This is a genomic window from Streptomyces sp. NPDC045022 (assembly GCF_056432605.1).
The window spans coordinates 290,608-305,911 of sequence record NZ_JBWKIR010000003.1 but is presented as its reverse complement, the minus strand read 5'-3'; the positions used below and the strand labels follow the sequence as shown (position 1 = coordinate 305,911).

Below are 15,304 nucleotides of genomic sequence, written 5' to 3'. Positions count from 1 at the left end.
GCCGGATGTTCCGGCGGCGTCAGCCCGGTATCCCGGCGGCGAGCAGCTCCACGAAGCCGACGTCCTCGTTGGCGACGCCGAAGACCTCGGCGCGCAGCAGGGTCCGCTCGGCCCAGGCGCGGTGCGGTTTCACCTCGTTCATCTTGTTCGTGTAAGCCGACCGGAGTACACCGCCACCGCCGCGTTCCGGCCGCAGGATGTCCTGGGCGTCGCTGAACTCCTCGTGGCTGACCACGGACAGCGCGTGCACGGGCAGGACGTGGGACGGGTGGATGCAGGTCTTGCCGAGCAGGCCGTTGGCGTGGTCGAGGGAGATCTCCCGGAGCAAGCCGTCCATGGCGTGTTCGATGAGCTTCTGGCGCAGCTCGACGGCCTGCACCTCCAGGAAGGGGCTCTGCCTCAGCTGCGGCTTGAACATGCGCTCGGGGACCCGGAAGTACTCCCACACGGGCCCGGTGACGGTGAACCCGGTGCCGTCGGCCCGGCCGAGCATGTTCACGACGTCGGCGATCACGGAGGCGACGATCTGGACGTCGTAGGCGGTCATGTCGGGGGCGCGGCGCAGACCGTAGGAGGAGCAGAAGTCGGTGACGCCGAGGCGGAGCGCGAGGACCCGGTCGCGGTACTTGTCGACCGCGCGGGAGATGCCCTCCAGGGTGTCCACGCGGGACTCGCGGTACAGCAGCTCCGGGGATTCGAGCACCGGCATGGCGAAGAGCCGCCGGCCGCTCGCGGTCCCGGCGGCGGCCAAGGCCTCCAGGAAGGGCACGCCGCTTTCCTCGGTGAACTTCGGCAGCACGAACCCGGACAGCAGCCGCACGGTCGGGCCGAGACGTCGTACGAGGTCGGGGATCTGCTCGGGGGTGCGGACCCGGATGAAGAGCAGGGGCGTCTCCACATCGGGCCGGGAGTCGAGGTCGGCGAACTGCCGGACGAGGTTCTCCTCGCCCGCCAGGACGTCCGCGTCGTTGATGGAGTCCTCCAGGCACAGCACCATCGACACCACGCCGTGTGCGGCCTGCTTGACGATGTCGTCGGCGAGGGCGGGCCGGGTGGCCGGGCTGTACAGCGTGGCGCCCAGGGCCGCGGACAGCAGCCGGGCCGGGGAGTCGGCGGTGAACGCGCACGGTTCCTGGTGGAAGAGGCGCTGCCGCAGCTCGGGGGCGATGTGCCCGAAATGACGCATAGGACTCCCTCAAGGGTGCGAGCCGAGCCTGTGGATTCGGTAAAGGGTGGCCGGTAATAGTACGTAGGGATCCATGTCGGGGGTTCCCCGCGGGCATGAATTTCCGGTAACTCGCCCGTGCCGGCCCCGGTACCCCCCGCATTGTCGTGGCCAGGACCGAGAGGGCAGGATGACCGCATGACGCACGCGATGCTGAAGGGGTCGAACGTCCCGCTGGAAGTCACCACGGTACGCGCCGTACTGCGCTGGACGCCCGGGCAGGGGGTTCCGGACGTGGACGCCTCGGCGCTGCTGCTGGGCTCCGACGGCCGTGTGCGCTCCGACGAGGACTTCGTCTTCTACAACCAGCCCCGGCACCCCTCCGGAAAGGTGTGGCGGCTCGGCAAGAAGCGCGTCGCCGAGGGGCTGACCGACACGATCCAGACAGACCTCGCCGGTGTCGAGCCCGGCGTCGGCCGCATTGTGCTGGTCGCCTCGGCGGACGGCGTCTCCTTCGACCGGGTGCCGGCCCTGGGGATCCTGCTGTACGACGCGGCGGTGGCCGACGGGGAGCCGCTGGCCCGGTTCGACATCAAGCCGGAAACCGGCGCGGAGACGGCGCTGATCTGCGGCGAGCTGTACCGGCGCGGGGAGGGCTGGAAGTTCCGCGCGCTGGGCGAGGGCTACTCGAACGGTCTGAAGGGCCTCGCCACGGACTTCGGCATCTCGGTGGACGAGTCGGAGGCGGAGGAGGAGCGGCGCCTGCCGGAGACGGCGTCCCAGCCGCTGCCTCCGGAGCAGCCGGCGTCCGCGGTGCCGCAGCAGCCGGCCTACGGGTATCCGCAGCCGACGTACGGCTATCCGCAGCCGGCCTCGGAGCAGTCGGCGTACGGATACCCGCAGTCTCAGCCGGTACCGGTGCCTGCGGCGCCCGACCCGACTTTCCGGCTGCCTCCGCAGGGGCCGCAGTTTGTCGGGCGGTAGGACCCGCCGGTAGGTCTCGCCCCTTCGGGGTCCTCTCCGGGGCGTCTAGCGGTCCACCTTGCTCTTGTAGCCCCGGCCCCACTGCAAGCCCCACCCGTACAGCCGGTCCAGTTCGCCCTGGAAGCCGTAGACGAACTTGACCTCGCGGCGGACCATCAGTTCGCCCTTGATGTTCTCGATCATGACCACCGCGCAGGAGCGGGCCTGGGGATGGCGTTCGTCGAGGCCTATCTCGATGCGCGGTCCGTTGCTCGGGTACAGCGTGACGATCGCGTGGGTGCGGTCGAAGGCCGGCGTCTGGTCATAGATGTAGACGAAGACCAGCAGCCGCTTGATGGCGTCCCGGTGGTCGAGGTTGACGTACATGGTCTCGCCGGACCCGGAGCCGAACCGGTCGTCGCCACTGAGCTTGATGTACGGCGGTGCGTTGACGTCTCCGAGGTAGCCGCCGAGCGGCTGGACGACGCCCTTCGTACCGTCGGCCAACTCGTACAGACAGCCCAGGTCGAGGTCGACGTTGACCATGCTCTGCCCGTGTCCGAGCACCTCCGGCGGCCTCAGGGCCTTGAACGGGTGGCGCAGCAGGCTGGTGCGCTGGGTTCCGTCGAAGTCGGAGGTCCGCATCCGCCAGGCGAGGTTGACGCGCAGATGTCCGGTGGCCGCGTCCTGTTTGGTGAGGGACACCGTCTGGTGCCGCCTGGTGAGTTCGATGGCGTTGCTCGATGCGTTGCCCGAGTCGAAGTCGGCGGCGCGCCCGCCCAGCAGTCCGTCGAAGAAACCCATTCCCGCCCCCAGGTACTCGCTCACAACGCCGTCGGGGGCGGCCGACCACGTCGGCCGCCCCGAACAGAGCGTTCCTCACCCGCAGGGGTGTCACACCCCGCCACACCCCGGATCTGCCCCGTAGGGGACCCGGGACGGATCCGGGTCACACCCCCGAGGAGACCTCGGCCTTGTCGTCGGCGCCCTCGCCGCCTGCCGCGAGGGCGCGGTTGCGGCGAACGGAGGACCAGAAGGACCAGGCGATCAGGACGACGCCGACGAGACCGGTGATGACCTCGTGGATCTCGTACTGGATGGTGACCATGAGGATCACGGCGAGGGCGCCGATGGCGTAGTGGGCGCCGTGCTCCAGGTACACGTAGTCGTCCAGGGTGCCCTGGCGGACCAGGTAGACCGTGAGCGACCGGACGTACATCGCGCCGATGCCGAGGCCCAGCGCCATCAGGACGATGTCGTTGGTGATGGCGAAGGCGCCGATGACGCCGTCGAAGGAGAAGGACGCGTCCAGGACCTCCAGGTAGAGGAACATGAAGAACGCGGCCTGGCCGGCCAGGACGACCGCGGAGCGCTGTTTGCCGCTGCGGGCGGCCTCTTCCTCCTCCTCGTGTTCGCGTTCCTCCTCTTCCTCCAGCTTGTCCTCGAAGTAACCGGACAGGCCGCCGACGACCATGTAGGTGATCAGGCCGGCGATGCCGGCGATCAGGACCGTCTGCGCCTTGTCGGCGTGGGCGCCGCCGTGCTGGTGGGCGTGGGTGGCGAAGGTGAAGGAGGTGATGAGCAGGACGATCAGCGAGATGCAGACCGACAGCATGTCGACCTTGCCGAGCTTGGCCAGGGGCCGCTCGATCCAGCGCAGCCACTGGATGTCCCGGTCCTCGAAGATGAAGTCGAGGAAGATCATCAGCAGGAACATGCCACCGAAGGCGGCGATCGCCGGGTGGGCGTCCGTGACCAGCTGCTGGTAGCGGTCCTTGTTGTTCAGGGCGAGGTCGACGGCCTCGATGGGACCCATCTTGGCGGTGATCGCGACGATGACGACGGGGAACACCAGCCGCATGCCGAAGACCGCGATGAGGACGCCGACCGTGAGGAAGATCTTCTGCCAGAAGGCACTCATCTTCTTCAGGATTCCGGCGTTGACCACCGCGTTGTCGAACGACAGCGAGATCTCGAGGACGGCGAGGATCGCCACGATGCCGAAGGCGGTCCACCCCCCGTAGAACGCCGCCGCGACCAGACCGAGCGCGGTGACCGCGAACGACCAGCCGAACGTTTTCAGAAGCACTGGCTACCCAATCGTGTGTTGGGGGCACCCCCCAGACGGAGTCTGGGGGAGGGTTTCCCCCGCGCCGTACTCGGCTTTGCTAAATGTTGACCACGAGTCTAGAGGGGCACCCTACCGGCGGTACCGGTCGGGGCAACCCTCACGGAAAAGCCACAGCGCGGGCCCTTGCGGAGTGCCCTCCTACGAAACGTTCACGCCGAAGTCGAGGGCGATGCCCCGCAGCCCCGACGCGTACCCCTGTCCGACGGCACGGAACTTCCACTCGCCCTGGTAGCGGTACAGCTCGCCGAAGATCATGGCGGTCTCGGTGGAGGCGTCCTCACTGAGGTCGTAGCGGGCCAGTTCCTGGCCGTCGGCCTGGTTGACCACGCGGATGAAGGCGTTGGAGACCTGGCCGAAGGTCTGGCCACGCTCGTCCGCCATATGGATCGAGACCGGGAAGGTGATCTTCTCGCACCGCGCCGGCACCTTGGCGAGGTCGACCAGGATCGACTCGTCGTCGCCCTCGCCCTCACCGGTGAGATTGTCGCCGGTGTGCTCCACGGAGCCCTCGGGGCTCTTGAGCTGGTTGTAGAACACGAAGTACTCGTCGCCCAGCACCCGGTTGTCGCCGCCGCACAGCAGCGCACTGGCGTCCAGGTCGAAGGGGGCGCCGGTGGTGGAACGGGCGTCCCAGCCGAGCCCGATCAGGACGTTGGTGAGGTTCGGTGCGGCTTTGGAGAGGGAGACGTTGCCTCCCTTGGCGAGCGTGACGCCCATGATGCTGGTCCTCCCCTAGTGGTGCTTCCCTGGTTGTCCTGCGCGTCCGGCGCCGCCCGTAAACGGTGCGGCGCCGGACTGGTGCGGGGTTGCCGGGCGTCAGACGTTGACGCCGAAGTCCTGCGCGATGCCGCGCAGGCCGGACGCGTAGCCCTGACCGATGGCGCGGAACTTCCACTCCGCCCCGTTCCGGTACAGCTCGCCGAAGACCATGGCGGTCTCGGTGGAGGCGTCCTCGCTCAGGTCATAGCGGGCGATCTCCTGCCCGCCCGCCTGGTTGACGACGCGGATGAACGCGTTGCGGACCTGACCGAAGGACTGCTGACGGTTCTCGGCGTCGTAGATCGACACCGGGAAGACGATCTTGTCGACGTCAGCCGGGACACCGGCCAGGTCGACCTTGATCTGCTCGTCGTCGCCCTCGCCCTCACCGGTGATGTTGTCACCGGTGTGCTCGACCGAGCCGTCGGGACTCTTGAGGTTGTTGAAGAAGACGAAGTGCTGGTCGCTCGCGACCTTGCCGGAGTTGTTCAGCAGCAGCGCGCTGGCGTCGAGGTCGAAGTCCGTGCCGGTCGTGGTGCGCACGTCCCAGCCCAGACCGACGATGACGGCGGTCAGGCCCGGGGCCTCCTTCGTCAGCGATACGTTGCCGCCCTTGCTGAGGCTGACTCCCACGGGTCCTCCATGTGGTGTCCAGGGGCGGGGAGCCCCGTCCTGCTTCGGATATGGGATCAACGTGCCGATCCTAGTGACGGGTTCCCGCCTCCCGCAGACCCTGCGGCCGCAGATCACGGGTGTCGACCACGGTCGGCTTACAGGGTGTCGAGTGCCTTCACATAGTCGTTCAGGTCACGGGCGTCCGGAAGGCCGTTCACCACGGTCCACCGCACGACGCCCTCCTTGTCGATGACGAAGGTCCCGCGGACGGCGCAGCCCTTGTCCTCGTCGAAGACGCCGTAGGCGCGCGAGACGTTGCCGTGCGGCCAGAAGTCGCTCAGCAGCGGGTACTCCAGGCCCTCCTGCTCGGCGAAGACGCGCAGGGTGTGGATGGAGTCGTTGGAGACGGCGACCAGCTGGGTGTCGCGGTCCGCGAACTTCGGCAGGTTGTCGCGCAGCTCGCACAGCTCGCCGGTGCACACGCCGGTGAAGGCGAAGGGGTAGAAGAGGAGCACCACGTTCTTCTCGCCGCGGAAGCCGGAGAGCTTCACGGTGCGGCCGTGGTTGTCCTTGAGCTCGAAGTCGGGCGCCTTGTCGCCGACCTGGATCGCCATCGTCGTGCATCCCTTCGGTGGGCTGTCGGGGTGAGCGCACAGCAAAAGCGCTCGGCACCACCCTACGCAGCGATCACCGCAGGCTGCCGGACGGGCCGAGCGATCTCGGCCCGTCCGGTGCTGGGGACGGGACGGCTTACCTCTTGCCGGACCTCGCGGCCTTCGGCGTCGCCAGACGCGAACCGCTCCAGTCCTTGCCGACGCTGACGCTCTTCGCCGCCGTCAGTCCGGCCGTCGTGGCGGCGTCCTGGATGTCGCTCGGCTCCACGTACCCCGAACGGCCTGTCTTCGGCGTGAGGAGCAGGATCGCACCGCCCTCTTCGATGTACGTGGTGGCATCCACCAGCGAATCCGTCAGGTCACCGTCATCGTCACGGAACCAAAGCACAACGGCGTCGGCCACGTCGTCATATTCCTCGTCCATCAGGTCGCCCTCGATGGCTTCCTCAATGGCCTCGCGGAGCTCCTGATCGACGTCGTCGTCGTAGCCGATCTCCTGGACCACCTGCCCGGGCTGGAACCCCAGCCTGGCGGCAGGGTTCGTCCGCTCCTCCGCGTGGTCCGCGGTCGCGCTCACGGGTTGCCTCCTGATCATGTCTTGATGAATATCTCAGCCACGCGCGTGCGCGAAGCATTGGCCGTAGTCCACACGTGCGGGGCGGATCGCGCAAGTACCCGGCCGTCGGGACCGCCGAAACGGTGACGATCCCGGCCGTGTCGCCGCAACTCCTGGCACCGTATCCCGATTCCGCACGACCCACATCACACCGATGTGCCCGGTTTGCGAGGTTCGGAATCATCCGTAGTCGCGCACCTCGAACAACTTTGCCATGCGCGTCACACCCCGGGCGTATCGTTGCGTTTTGACCGGCCCTGTGCACCGGTTACCTCACGGTAGAGATGACGTACGCCTTCCCGAGGTACACGATGGGGAACGGTGCAGGCACGAGTAAGAAGCTCCATGAAAAGCGGCCCTCTGACAGGTAAGGAACAGCGTGGCTTCCGGATCCGATCGCAACCCGATCATCATTGGCGGCCTTCCGAGTCAGGTTCCTGACTTCGATCCCGAAGAGACCCAGGAGTGGCTCGACTCCCTCGACGCCGCCGTCGACGAGCGCGGCCGGGAACGAGCCCGCTATCTCATGCTCCGCCTGATCGAGCGGGCCCGCGAGAAGCGCGTGGCCGTGCCCGAGATGCGCAGCACGGACTACGTCAACACGATCCCCACCAAGAGCGAGCCGTTCTTCCCGGGCAACGAGGAGATCGAGCGCCGGATCCTGAACGCGACCCGCTGGAACGCGGCCGTGATGGTCTCGCGCGCGCAGCGCCCCGGCATCGGCGTCGGCGGCCACATCGCCACGTTCGCCTCCTCCGCCTCGCTGTACGACGTCGGCTTCAACCACTTCTTCCGCGGCAAGGACGAGGGCGACGGCGGCGACCAGGTCTTCTTCCAGGGCCACGCCTCCCCCGGCATCTACGCGCGCGCCTACCTGCTCGACCGGCTCACCGAGAACCAGCTCGACGGCTTCCGCCAGGAGAAGTCGAAGTATCCCGAGGGCCTGTCCAGCTATCCGCACCCGCGCTCGATGCCGGACTTCTGGGAGTTCCCGACGGTCTCCATGGGCCTCGGCCCGCTGGGCGCGATCTACCAGGCGCGGATGAACCGCTACATGGAGGCGCGCGGCATCGCGGACACCTCCCGGTCCCATGTGTGGGCCTTCCTCGGCGACGGTGAGATGGACGAGCCGGAGTCGCTCGGCCAGCTGTCCATCGCCGCGCGTGAGGGCCTCGACAACCTGACCTTCGTGGTCAACTGCAACCTGCAGCGGCTCGACGGCCCGGTGCGCGGCAACGGCAAGATCATCCAGGAGCTGGAGTCGGTCTTCCGGGGCGCCGGCTGGAACGTGATCAAGCTCGTCTGGGACCGCACCTGGGACCCGCTGCTCGCGCAGGACCGCGACGGCGTGCTGGTCAACAAGATGAACACGACTCCGGACGGTCAGTTCCAGACGTACGCCACCGAGTCCGGCGCCTACATCCGCGAGCACTTCTTCGGTGACGACCACCGGCTGCGCGCGATGGTCGAGAACATGACCGACGACCAGATCCTGCACCTGGGCCGCGGCGGTCACGACCACCGCAAGATCTACGCGGCGTTCAAGGCGGCCAAGGAGCACAAGGGCCAGCCGACGGTCATCCTGGCCAAGACGATCAAGGGCTGGACGCTGGGCCCGAACTTCGAGGGCCGCAACGCCACGCACCAGATGAAGAAGCTGACGGTCGACGACCTCAAGCGCTTCCGGGACCGTCTGCACCTGCCGATCTCCGACAAGGAGCTGGAGTCCGGCGTGCCGCCGTACTACCACCCGGGCCGGGACACGGAGGAGATCCAGTACATGCACGACCGGCGCAAGGGGCTCGGCGGGTACGTCCCGACGCGTGTCGTGCGCTCCGAGCCGCTCGCGTTGCCGGACGACAAGACGTACGCGACCGTGAAGAAGGGCTCGGGTCAGCAGTCCATCGCGACGACGATGGCCTTCGTCCGGCTCTTGAAGGACCTCATGCGGGACAAGGAGATCGGCAAGCGGTTCGTGCTCATCGCGCCGGACGAGTACCGCACGTTCGGCATGGACTCCTTCTTCCCGAGTGCGAAGATCTACAACCCGCTCGGCCAGCAGTACGAGGCGGTCGACCGTGATCTGCTGCTCGCGTACAAGGAGTCGCCGACCGGCCAGATGCTGCACGACGGCATCTCCGAGGCGGGCTGCACGGCCTCGCTGATCGCGGCCGGCTCGGCGTACGCCACGCACGGCGAGCCGCTGATCCCGGTGTACGTCTTCTACTCGATGTTCGGTTTCCAGCGCACCGGTGACCAGTTCTGGCAGATGGCCGACCAGCTGGCGCGCGGTTTCGTACTGGGCGCGACCGCCGGCCGTACGACCCTGACCGGTGAGGGTCTGCAGCACGCGGACGGCCATTCGCAGCTGCTCGCCTCGACGAACCCGGCGTGCGTGGCCTACGACCCGGCGTACGGGTACGAGATCGCGCACATCGTGCAGGACGGCCTGCGCCGGATGTACGGCAGCTCGCCCGAGCACCCGCACGGCGAGGACGTCTTCTACTACCTGACCGTCTACAACGAGCCCATCCAGCACCCGGCCGAGCCGGCGGACGTGGACGTCGAGGGCATCGTCAAGGGCGTCCACAGGATCGGTGAGGGCACCGGCGGCTCGATCCCGGCGCAGATCATGGCGTCCGGTGTCGCGGTGCCGTGGGCGCTTCAGGCGCAGAAGATCCTCGCCGAGGAGTGGGACGTCAAGGCGGACGTGTGGTCCGCGACCTCCTGGAACGAGCTGCGCCGCGAGGCCGTGGAGTGCGAGCGGCACAACCTGCTGCATCCGGAGGAGGAGCAGCGGGTGCCGTTCGTGACGCGGAAGCTCAGCGGGTCCGAGGGCCCGTTCGTGGCCGTGTCCGACTGGATGCGATCGGTGCCGGACCAGATCGCGCGGTGGGTGCCGGGCACGTACCAGTCGCTGGGCGCGGACGGCTTCGGCTTCGCGGACACCCGGGGCGCGGCGCGCCGCTTCTTCCACATCGACGCCGAGTCGATCGTGGTGGCGGTGCTGACCGAGCTGGCGCGCGAGGGCAAGGTCGACCGCTCCGTGCTGAAGCAGGCCATCGACCGGTACCGGCTGCTGGACGTCTCGGCGGCCGACCCGGGGGCCGCGGGCGGCGACGCCTGACACCCCGCTCAGCGGCTCGAGCGGCCCGTGAGCGGCTGAAGGGCGGTGGAGTTCGATTCTCCACCGCCCTTACCTTCTCTTTACGATGCGGACATGGAACGACAATCGGCGCAGGCGGCCTGGGAACGGCGCACCCAACGGCCTCTGCTGGCGCTGGCGGTGGCGTTCGCCCTCGCGTACGCGGTGCCGATCGTGAACGGTTCCGCGGGGCATGCGCTGACGGCCGTCTGCACCGCCGTCGAGTGGGCGGTGTGGGGGGCGTTCGCGGTGGACTACGTGGTACGGCTGGCCCTCGCGCCCCGGCGCAGGGAGTTCGTGCGGCGGCACTGGCCCGACCTGTGCGCCGTGGTGCTGCCGGTGCTGCAGCCGCTGCGGCTGCTGCGGTTGGTCTCGACGCTGCTGCTGGTGGGGCGGCGGGCACGGATGGCTCCGCAGATCCGGCTGACCACGTACGTCGTCGGTTCCGTGATCGGGCTGCTGATGTTCGGGTCGCTGGCGGTGCTGTCCGTGGAACGGGACTCACCGGACGGGAACATCCGGACGCTGGGTGACGCGGTGTGGTGGTCGTTCACGACGATGACGACCGTGGGATACGGGGATCACGCGCCGACGACCGGGCTCGGGCGGGTGATCGCGGTGGGGCTGATGCTGTCGGGGATCGCACTGCTGGGTGTGGTGACCGCGAACATCGCCGCGTGGTTCATCGCGCGGTTCGAGAAGGACGACGTGGAGGAGCGGCGGCAGACCGAGGCGATCACCTCCCTGGTGGAGGAGGTCCGCCTGCTGCGGGCGGAGGTGACTCGGCTGGCGGAGCGCCAGGAGCAACGGCGTTGATCTCGGCACCCGGTGCTGAGGCGGCGGGCGGTACCGCAGCGCCCAGGGGCGCGGGGAACTGCGCGAACAGCTCCCACGCACCCGCAGCCGCAGCCCCAGCCGCACGACGGTCCCCGGCACGACGACGAAGCGCCACCGGCCGGAGCAGCACGGCGGCGCCGCGCCACCCCGAAGGCGGCGCAGCGCCGGAGCGCCGCCGGTTACAGAAGTCCGTGGCCCCAAGTCGCCGCGCCTGCCAGGGCGATGAGGGCCAGCAGGGTGTCGATCGCACCGAGGATCAGGGCCACCACGGCCGGGATGTTGCGGTCGTTGGACCACTTGCGGCCCATGGACTGCCAGCCGCAGAACATCGCGACCGGGCCGAGGATGATGCCCAGCGCGAAGAATCCGGCCACCGCGCAGATGGTTCCGATGATCCCGAGCGTCGCACGGTCCGGCCCGGTCCGTTGCCACATCCGGCCACGTGACCGGGGGTACCCGCGCGTTCCGTGCCCGAAGCCAGCCATCATCAACTCCCTGAGGCTCATGGACAGTTCGGCTTCGGGGTGCGGGTACCCCGGTTCCGCCGGGGCAGACCTGCGCGCGCCGCCCCCCTCCGGCAGCGCGCGCCACGGCCCGGCCGTCCTCCCATGCCCTGCGGAGGACTTGACCCACTGTGACCTGCGACGCGCGCCGAGGGCGAGGGATCTTTAGCGGGGTCACCCTGATAGGCGAATCCGCCCGGAAGAGGCAGGAGCACGCGGGTCAGATGTGACCCACGCCCGCGCCGGCCTCCGCGTTCACGCCCCGCTTGGTGAGCAGCGCGACGAGGACGGCGACCGCCGCCACGCCGGCCGCCACCAGGCAGGCGAGGCTCATTCCGGAGATGAAGGTGTCATGGGCGACCTGGGTGATCTTGGCGACGATCGGCTCCGGTGTGCCCTTCGCCACCGGGGCCACGCCGACCTGGACCGCCTCGGACGCCTGGTCCAGCTGTGCCGGGGCGAGCTTCGGCAGTCCCGCGTCGGCCCAGTTGCCCGGCAGGTCGCTGTCGACCTTGGAGGCCATCACGGCACCCAGCACCGCCGTACCGAGGCTGCCGCCGATCTGCATGGCCGCCTGCTGGAGACCGCCCGCCACGCCGGACAGCTCCATGGGGGCGTTGCCGACGATGACCTCGGTGGCGCCGACCATCACCGGTGCGAGGCCGAGGCCGAGCAGGGCGAACCAGACGGACATCACGCCGCTGCCGGTGCCGGCCTCGAGCGTCGACATGCCGTACATGGCGATCGCGGTCGCGGCCATACCGCCGGCCAGCGGGATGCGCGGGCCGAGCTTCGTGATCGCGGCGCCCGCCAACGGGGAGCCGACGATCATCATGCCGGTGAGCGGCAGCAGGTGCAGACCGGCGTCGATGGGGCTCATGCCGTGGACGTTCTGGAGGTAGAACGTCACGAAGAACAGGCCGCCCATGAAGGCGATGGCCATCAGGACCATCAGGACGACGCCCGCGGACAGCGGGACCGAGCGGAACAGGCCCAGCGGGATCAGGGGTTCCGCGACCTTCGTCTCCCAGACGGCGAAGAGCCCGAAGAGCACGACCGAGACGGCGAGGAAGATCCATGTCCTGCTGTCGCCCCAACCCCAGGCCGGGGCCTTGATGAGCGCCCACACCAGGCAGAACATCGCGCCCGAGAGCAGGGCGATGCCGGGCACGTCGAAGGAGCGCGGGGCGTTCTCGGCGCGGTGGTCGAGCAGGATCAGCGCGCCCAGCAGGAGCGCGAGCGCGCCGACCGGCACGTTGATGAAGAACACCGACTGCCAGTTGACGTGCTCGACGAGGACTCCGCCGAGGATCGGGCCGCCCGCGGTGGACGCGCCGATGACCATGCCCCAGATGCCGATCGCCATGTTCAGCTTCTCGGCCGGGAAGGTGGCCCGCAGCAGGCCGAGCGCGGCCGGCATCAGCAGCGCGCCGAACAGGCCCTGGAACACGCGGAACGTGACGACCGCGGCGATGCTGTTCGACAGGCCGATGGCGCCCGAGGCCGCGGCGAAGCCGGTCACACCGACGAGGAAGGTCTGCCGGTGGCCGAAGCGGTCACCGAGCTTGCCCGCAGTGATCAGGCAGACCGCGAGGGCGAGGAAGTAGGCGTTGGTGATCCACTGCACGTCCGAGAAGCTCGCGTGCAGGTCCTTCGCGATCGCCGGGTTGGCGATCGCCACGATGGTGCCGTCGAGGGCCACCATCATGACCCCTACGGCGACGGTGAGGAGAGTGAGCCACGGATGGCCGCGCAGCCCCGCGGCCGGGGTCGGCTCCGTCGGGACTCCCGGCGTTTTGCCGCCCGGCCCCGTGGCGTCGATGGCGGTCTGACTAGTCATACCTTCGAGGCTAGTGACAGCCACTGACAATTGACAAACCAATTCACACGCCGGTAACTGACAAGACACCAGCGCATAGGCTGAGCCGACGGAACGTTCACGGAAGAGAGGCCATGGAGACGCTGCGCGAACGCAAGAAGCGGCGTACCCGGGAAGCACTGCTGCGGGCCGCTCTCGAACTGTTCACCACCCAGGGGTACGAGCGCACGACCGTCGACGAGATCGCCGAGGCCGTCGACGTCTCGCAGCGCACCTTCTTCCGCTACTTCGCCGGCAAGGAGGACGCCGCCTTCGCGGTCCAGACGATGACGGAGGAGCACTTCGTGGCGGCCGTGCGCGCACGGCCGCCGCACGAGGCGCCGATGGAGGCCCTGCGGCGGGCGGTCCTGGAGGGCTGGGACGCGATCCGCGAAACCGTCGAGGCGGCCGTCCCGGTCGAGCTGTACCTGCGCATGTACCGGACCATCGAGTCGACGCCCGCGCTGCTCGCCGCCCATCTGCGCCGCTCGGCCGCCACGGAGGAGACGATCGCGCGCCTGCTGGCCGAGCGGGAGGGGGTCGACGTGGACACCGACCCGCGGCCGCGGCTGGCCGTGGCCGTGTTCGGCGGGGTGATAAGGGTCACCGAACGGCAGTGGAGCACGGGCGGGGACTTCAGCCCGGAGGCGATCCGCACGCTCACCGCGGCGTACCTCGATCAGGTGGGGTCCGCGCTGACCGGGAACTGGCGCAGCACCTGAAATCGTTGGCAGGGCGTACCGAAGACCGGTCGGTCGTGTGTCCGGCAGATCGTCGGCGGAGCGTTCGACGCGCATCGAAACGTGATCCCTGTCACTCGGTTACCCCGAGACCCTCTCGTTCTCCTAGTGTGTCCTCCCAGTGACTTCCTTCGACACCTCCCCGCAACTCAACGTCTCGCGCGCGCTGCTGGCCCTGGCCGTGGTGTTCGTGATGCTCGCGACCACCGGCTGGACCGCCCTGCGCAGTCACCGGGAGTCGACGGCTCTGCAGGCCTCGCTCACCAAGTGGGAGCACGGCCGCATCCACGGCCTCCCGCTGCCGGACCCCGGGGCCGACCCGGCGCTGCTGACCCGTTTCTTCGCCTCGCTCGCCCACGAGGACCGCGACCGTCTCGCCCACCGTTACCCGCTCGCGGTCGGCAATATGAACGGCGCCCCCGTGACCCTGCGCTACCGGGCCAACCGCATCGCGCTGACGCAGGCGCGCAAGGCCGAGAAGAAGCGCATGCACGACAGTCGGCTGAGCGCGGCCGGACAGCAGGACGCGGGCCGCCGTATGCGCCGGTTCGAGTCCCTGCTGGAGCCCGGCCGGCACATCCTGGCCTTCGACCCGCAGGGCTCGGGCCGGGTCGCCGAGGTGTTCGGGAGTCTCGACCGGGCGCAGCGGGTCTCGGTGGTCGTCCCCGGTGTCGACACCGATCTGCTCACCTTCCAGAGGTCGTATCGCCAGTACAGCGCCCCGGTCGGTATGGCGAAGGCGCTGTACGCGGCCGAGCGCACGGCGAGCCCCACGACGCGTACGGCCGTGATCGCCTGGGCCGACTACACCACCCCCGACGGGCTCGGCGTGGACGCGGCCACGGGGCTGCGCGCCGCGGAGGGCGCCGTACGGCTGAACGGCCTGCTGCACGCCCTGCCCGGCCGCGCCCGGGTGGCGATGGTCTGCCACAGCTACGGCTCGGTGGTCTGCGGGGTCGCCGCGCACGGCATGCCGCGCCGGGTGACCGACATAGCGGTGGCCGCGAGCCCCGGCATGCGGGTCACCGAGGCGTCCCACCTGGGCACCACGGCCCGGGTGTGGGCCATGCGGGACGCCACCGACTGGGTGCAGGACGTTCCGTACCTGGAACTCGGCGGGCTCGGGCACGGTGCCGACCCGGTGTCCTCGGCGTTCGGCGCGCGGGTGCTGTCCGCGCGGGACGCTCAAGGACACGCCGGCTACTTCCAGCCGGGCACGGACAGCCTGCGCAACCTCGCCGAGGTCGGAGTGGGCGCGTACGACGCGGTGACGTGCGCGCGGGAGAACGACGCGTGCCGGGCCGGTCTGCCCGGCACCCTGACGGCCGGACGCGCGTAGAAAGAGCAGGAAGTGCGGT

The 15,304-nt window shown here is 69.1% G+C and carries 14 protein-coding genes; 5 read left to right on the top strand and 9 right to left on the bottom strand.

The genetic code is table 11. The annotated features are described in order from the left end of the window. Window positions 1–19: 19 nt before the first annotated feature. A complete protein-coding gene (locus AC07C1_RS07525; protein ID WP_478937558.1) occupies window positions 20–1,186 on the bottom strand; it encodes an HpcH/HpaI aldolase/citrate lyase family protein in 1,167 nt (388 codons plus the stop codon). A gap of 177 nt (window positions 1,187–1,363) precedes the next feature. Here AC07C1_RS07525 and AC07C1_RS07520 point away from each other — a divergent pair, with 177 nt between their 5' ends. Beyond that, a complete protein-coding gene (locus tag AC07C1_RS07520; RefSeq protein ID WP_478937557.1) occupies window positions 1,364–2,149 on the top strand; it encodes a TerD family protein in 786 nt (261 codons plus the stop codon). Window positions 2,150–2,194: 45 nt separating this feature from the next. Here the strand turns inward: AC07C1_RS07520 and AC07C1_RS07515 are convergent, their stop codons facing one another. The 6 genes from AC07C1_RS07515 to AC07C1_RS07490 form a co-directional block, all read right to left on the bottom strand. Continuing rightward, window positions 2,195–2,932, bottom strand: coding sequence for a TerD family protein (locus tag AC07C1_RS07515; protein ID WP_478937824.1), 738 nt, complete (start codon window positions 2,930–2,932; stop codon window positions 2,195–2,197). A 145-nt stretch (window positions 2,933–3,077) separates the two neighbouring features. Next, the gene (locus tag AC07C1_RS07510; protein WP_478937556.1) at window positions 3,078–4,217 is read right to left on the bottom strand and encodes a DUF475 domain-containing protein; all 1,140 of its coding nucleotides are present in this window, start codon (window positions 4,215–4,217) and stop codon (window positions 3,078–3,080) included. Between the two features lie 180 nt (window positions 4,218–4,397). After that, window positions 4,398–4,976: a TerD family protein gene (locus AC07C1_RS07505; RefSeq protein WP_478937555.1), complete on the bottom strand. Its 579-nt coding sequence runs from the start codon at window positions 4,974–4,976 to the stop codon at window positions 4,398–4,400. Between the two features lie 99 nt (window positions 4,977–5,075). After that, window positions 5,076–5,651: a TerD family protein gene (locus tag AC07C1_RS07500; protein WP_478937554.1), complete on the bottom strand. Its 576-nt coding sequence runs from the start codon at window positions 5,649–5,651 to the stop codon at window positions 5,076–5,078. 137 nt (window positions 5,652–5,788) lie between these two features. After that, complete coding sequence (locus tag AC07C1_RS07495; protein WP_478937553.1) at window positions 5,789–6,247, bottom strand: peroxiredoxin; 459 nt, start codon at window positions 6,245–6,247, stop codon at window positions 5,789–5,791. Between the two features lie 136 nt (window positions 6,248–6,383). After that, window positions 6,384–6,824: a DUF3052 domain-containing protein gene (locus AC07C1_RS07490; protein WP_478937551.1), complete on the bottom strand. Its 441-nt coding sequence runs from the start codon at window positions 6,822–6,824 to the stop codon at window positions 6,384–6,386. A gap of 418 nt (window positions 6,825–7,242) precedes the next feature. Between AC07C1_RS07490 and aceE the strand changes: the two genes are divergently transcribed. Beyond that, on the top strand, window positions 7,243–9,990 hold the full coding sequence (gene aceE, locus AC07C1_RS07485; protein WP_478937550.1) for a pyruvate dehydrogenase (acetyl-transferring), homodimeric type: 2,748 nt from the start codon (window positions 7,243–7,245) through the stop codon (window positions 9,988–9,990). Window positions 9,991–10,083: 93 nt separating this feature from the next. After that, on the top strand, window positions 10,084–10,824 hold the full coding sequence (locus AC07C1_RS07480) for a potassium channel family protein (protein WP_478937549.1): 741 nt from the start codon (window positions 10,084–10,086) through the stop codon (window positions 10,822–10,824). 200 nt (window positions 10,825–11,024) lie between these two features. On the opposite strand, the gene AC07C1_RS07475 is transcribed toward AC07C1_RS07480, so the two are convergent. Continuing rightward, window positions 11,025–11,333, bottom strand: a complete 309-nt coding sequence (locus tag AC07C1_RS07475; protein ID WP_478937547.1) for a small hydrophobic protein — start codon at window positions 11,331–11,333, stop codon at window positions 11,025–11,027. Window positions 11,334–11,568: 235 nt separating this feature from the next. After that, window positions 11,569–13,188, bottom strand: a complete 1,620-nt coding sequence (locus tag AC07C1_RS07470; RefSeq protein ID WP_478937546.1) for an MFS transporter — start codon at window positions 13,186–13,188, stop codon at window positions 11,569–11,571. Between the two features lie 113 nt (window positions 13,189–13,301). Between AC07C1_RS07470 and AC07C1_RS07465 the strand changes: the two genes are divergently transcribed. After that, window positions 13,302–13,928, top strand: a complete 627-nt coding sequence (locus AC07C1_RS07465) for a TetR family transcriptional regulator (protein WP_478937545.1) — start codon at window positions 13,302–13,304, stop codon at window positions 13,926–13,928. 139 nt (window positions 13,929–14,067) lie between these two features. Beyond that, a complete protein-coding gene (locus AC07C1_RS07460; RefSeq protein ID WP_478937543.1) occupies window positions 14,068–15,285 on the top strand; it encodes an alpha/beta hydrolase in 1,218 nt (405 codons plus the stop codon). Window positions 15,286–15,304 lie beyond the last annotated feature (19 nt).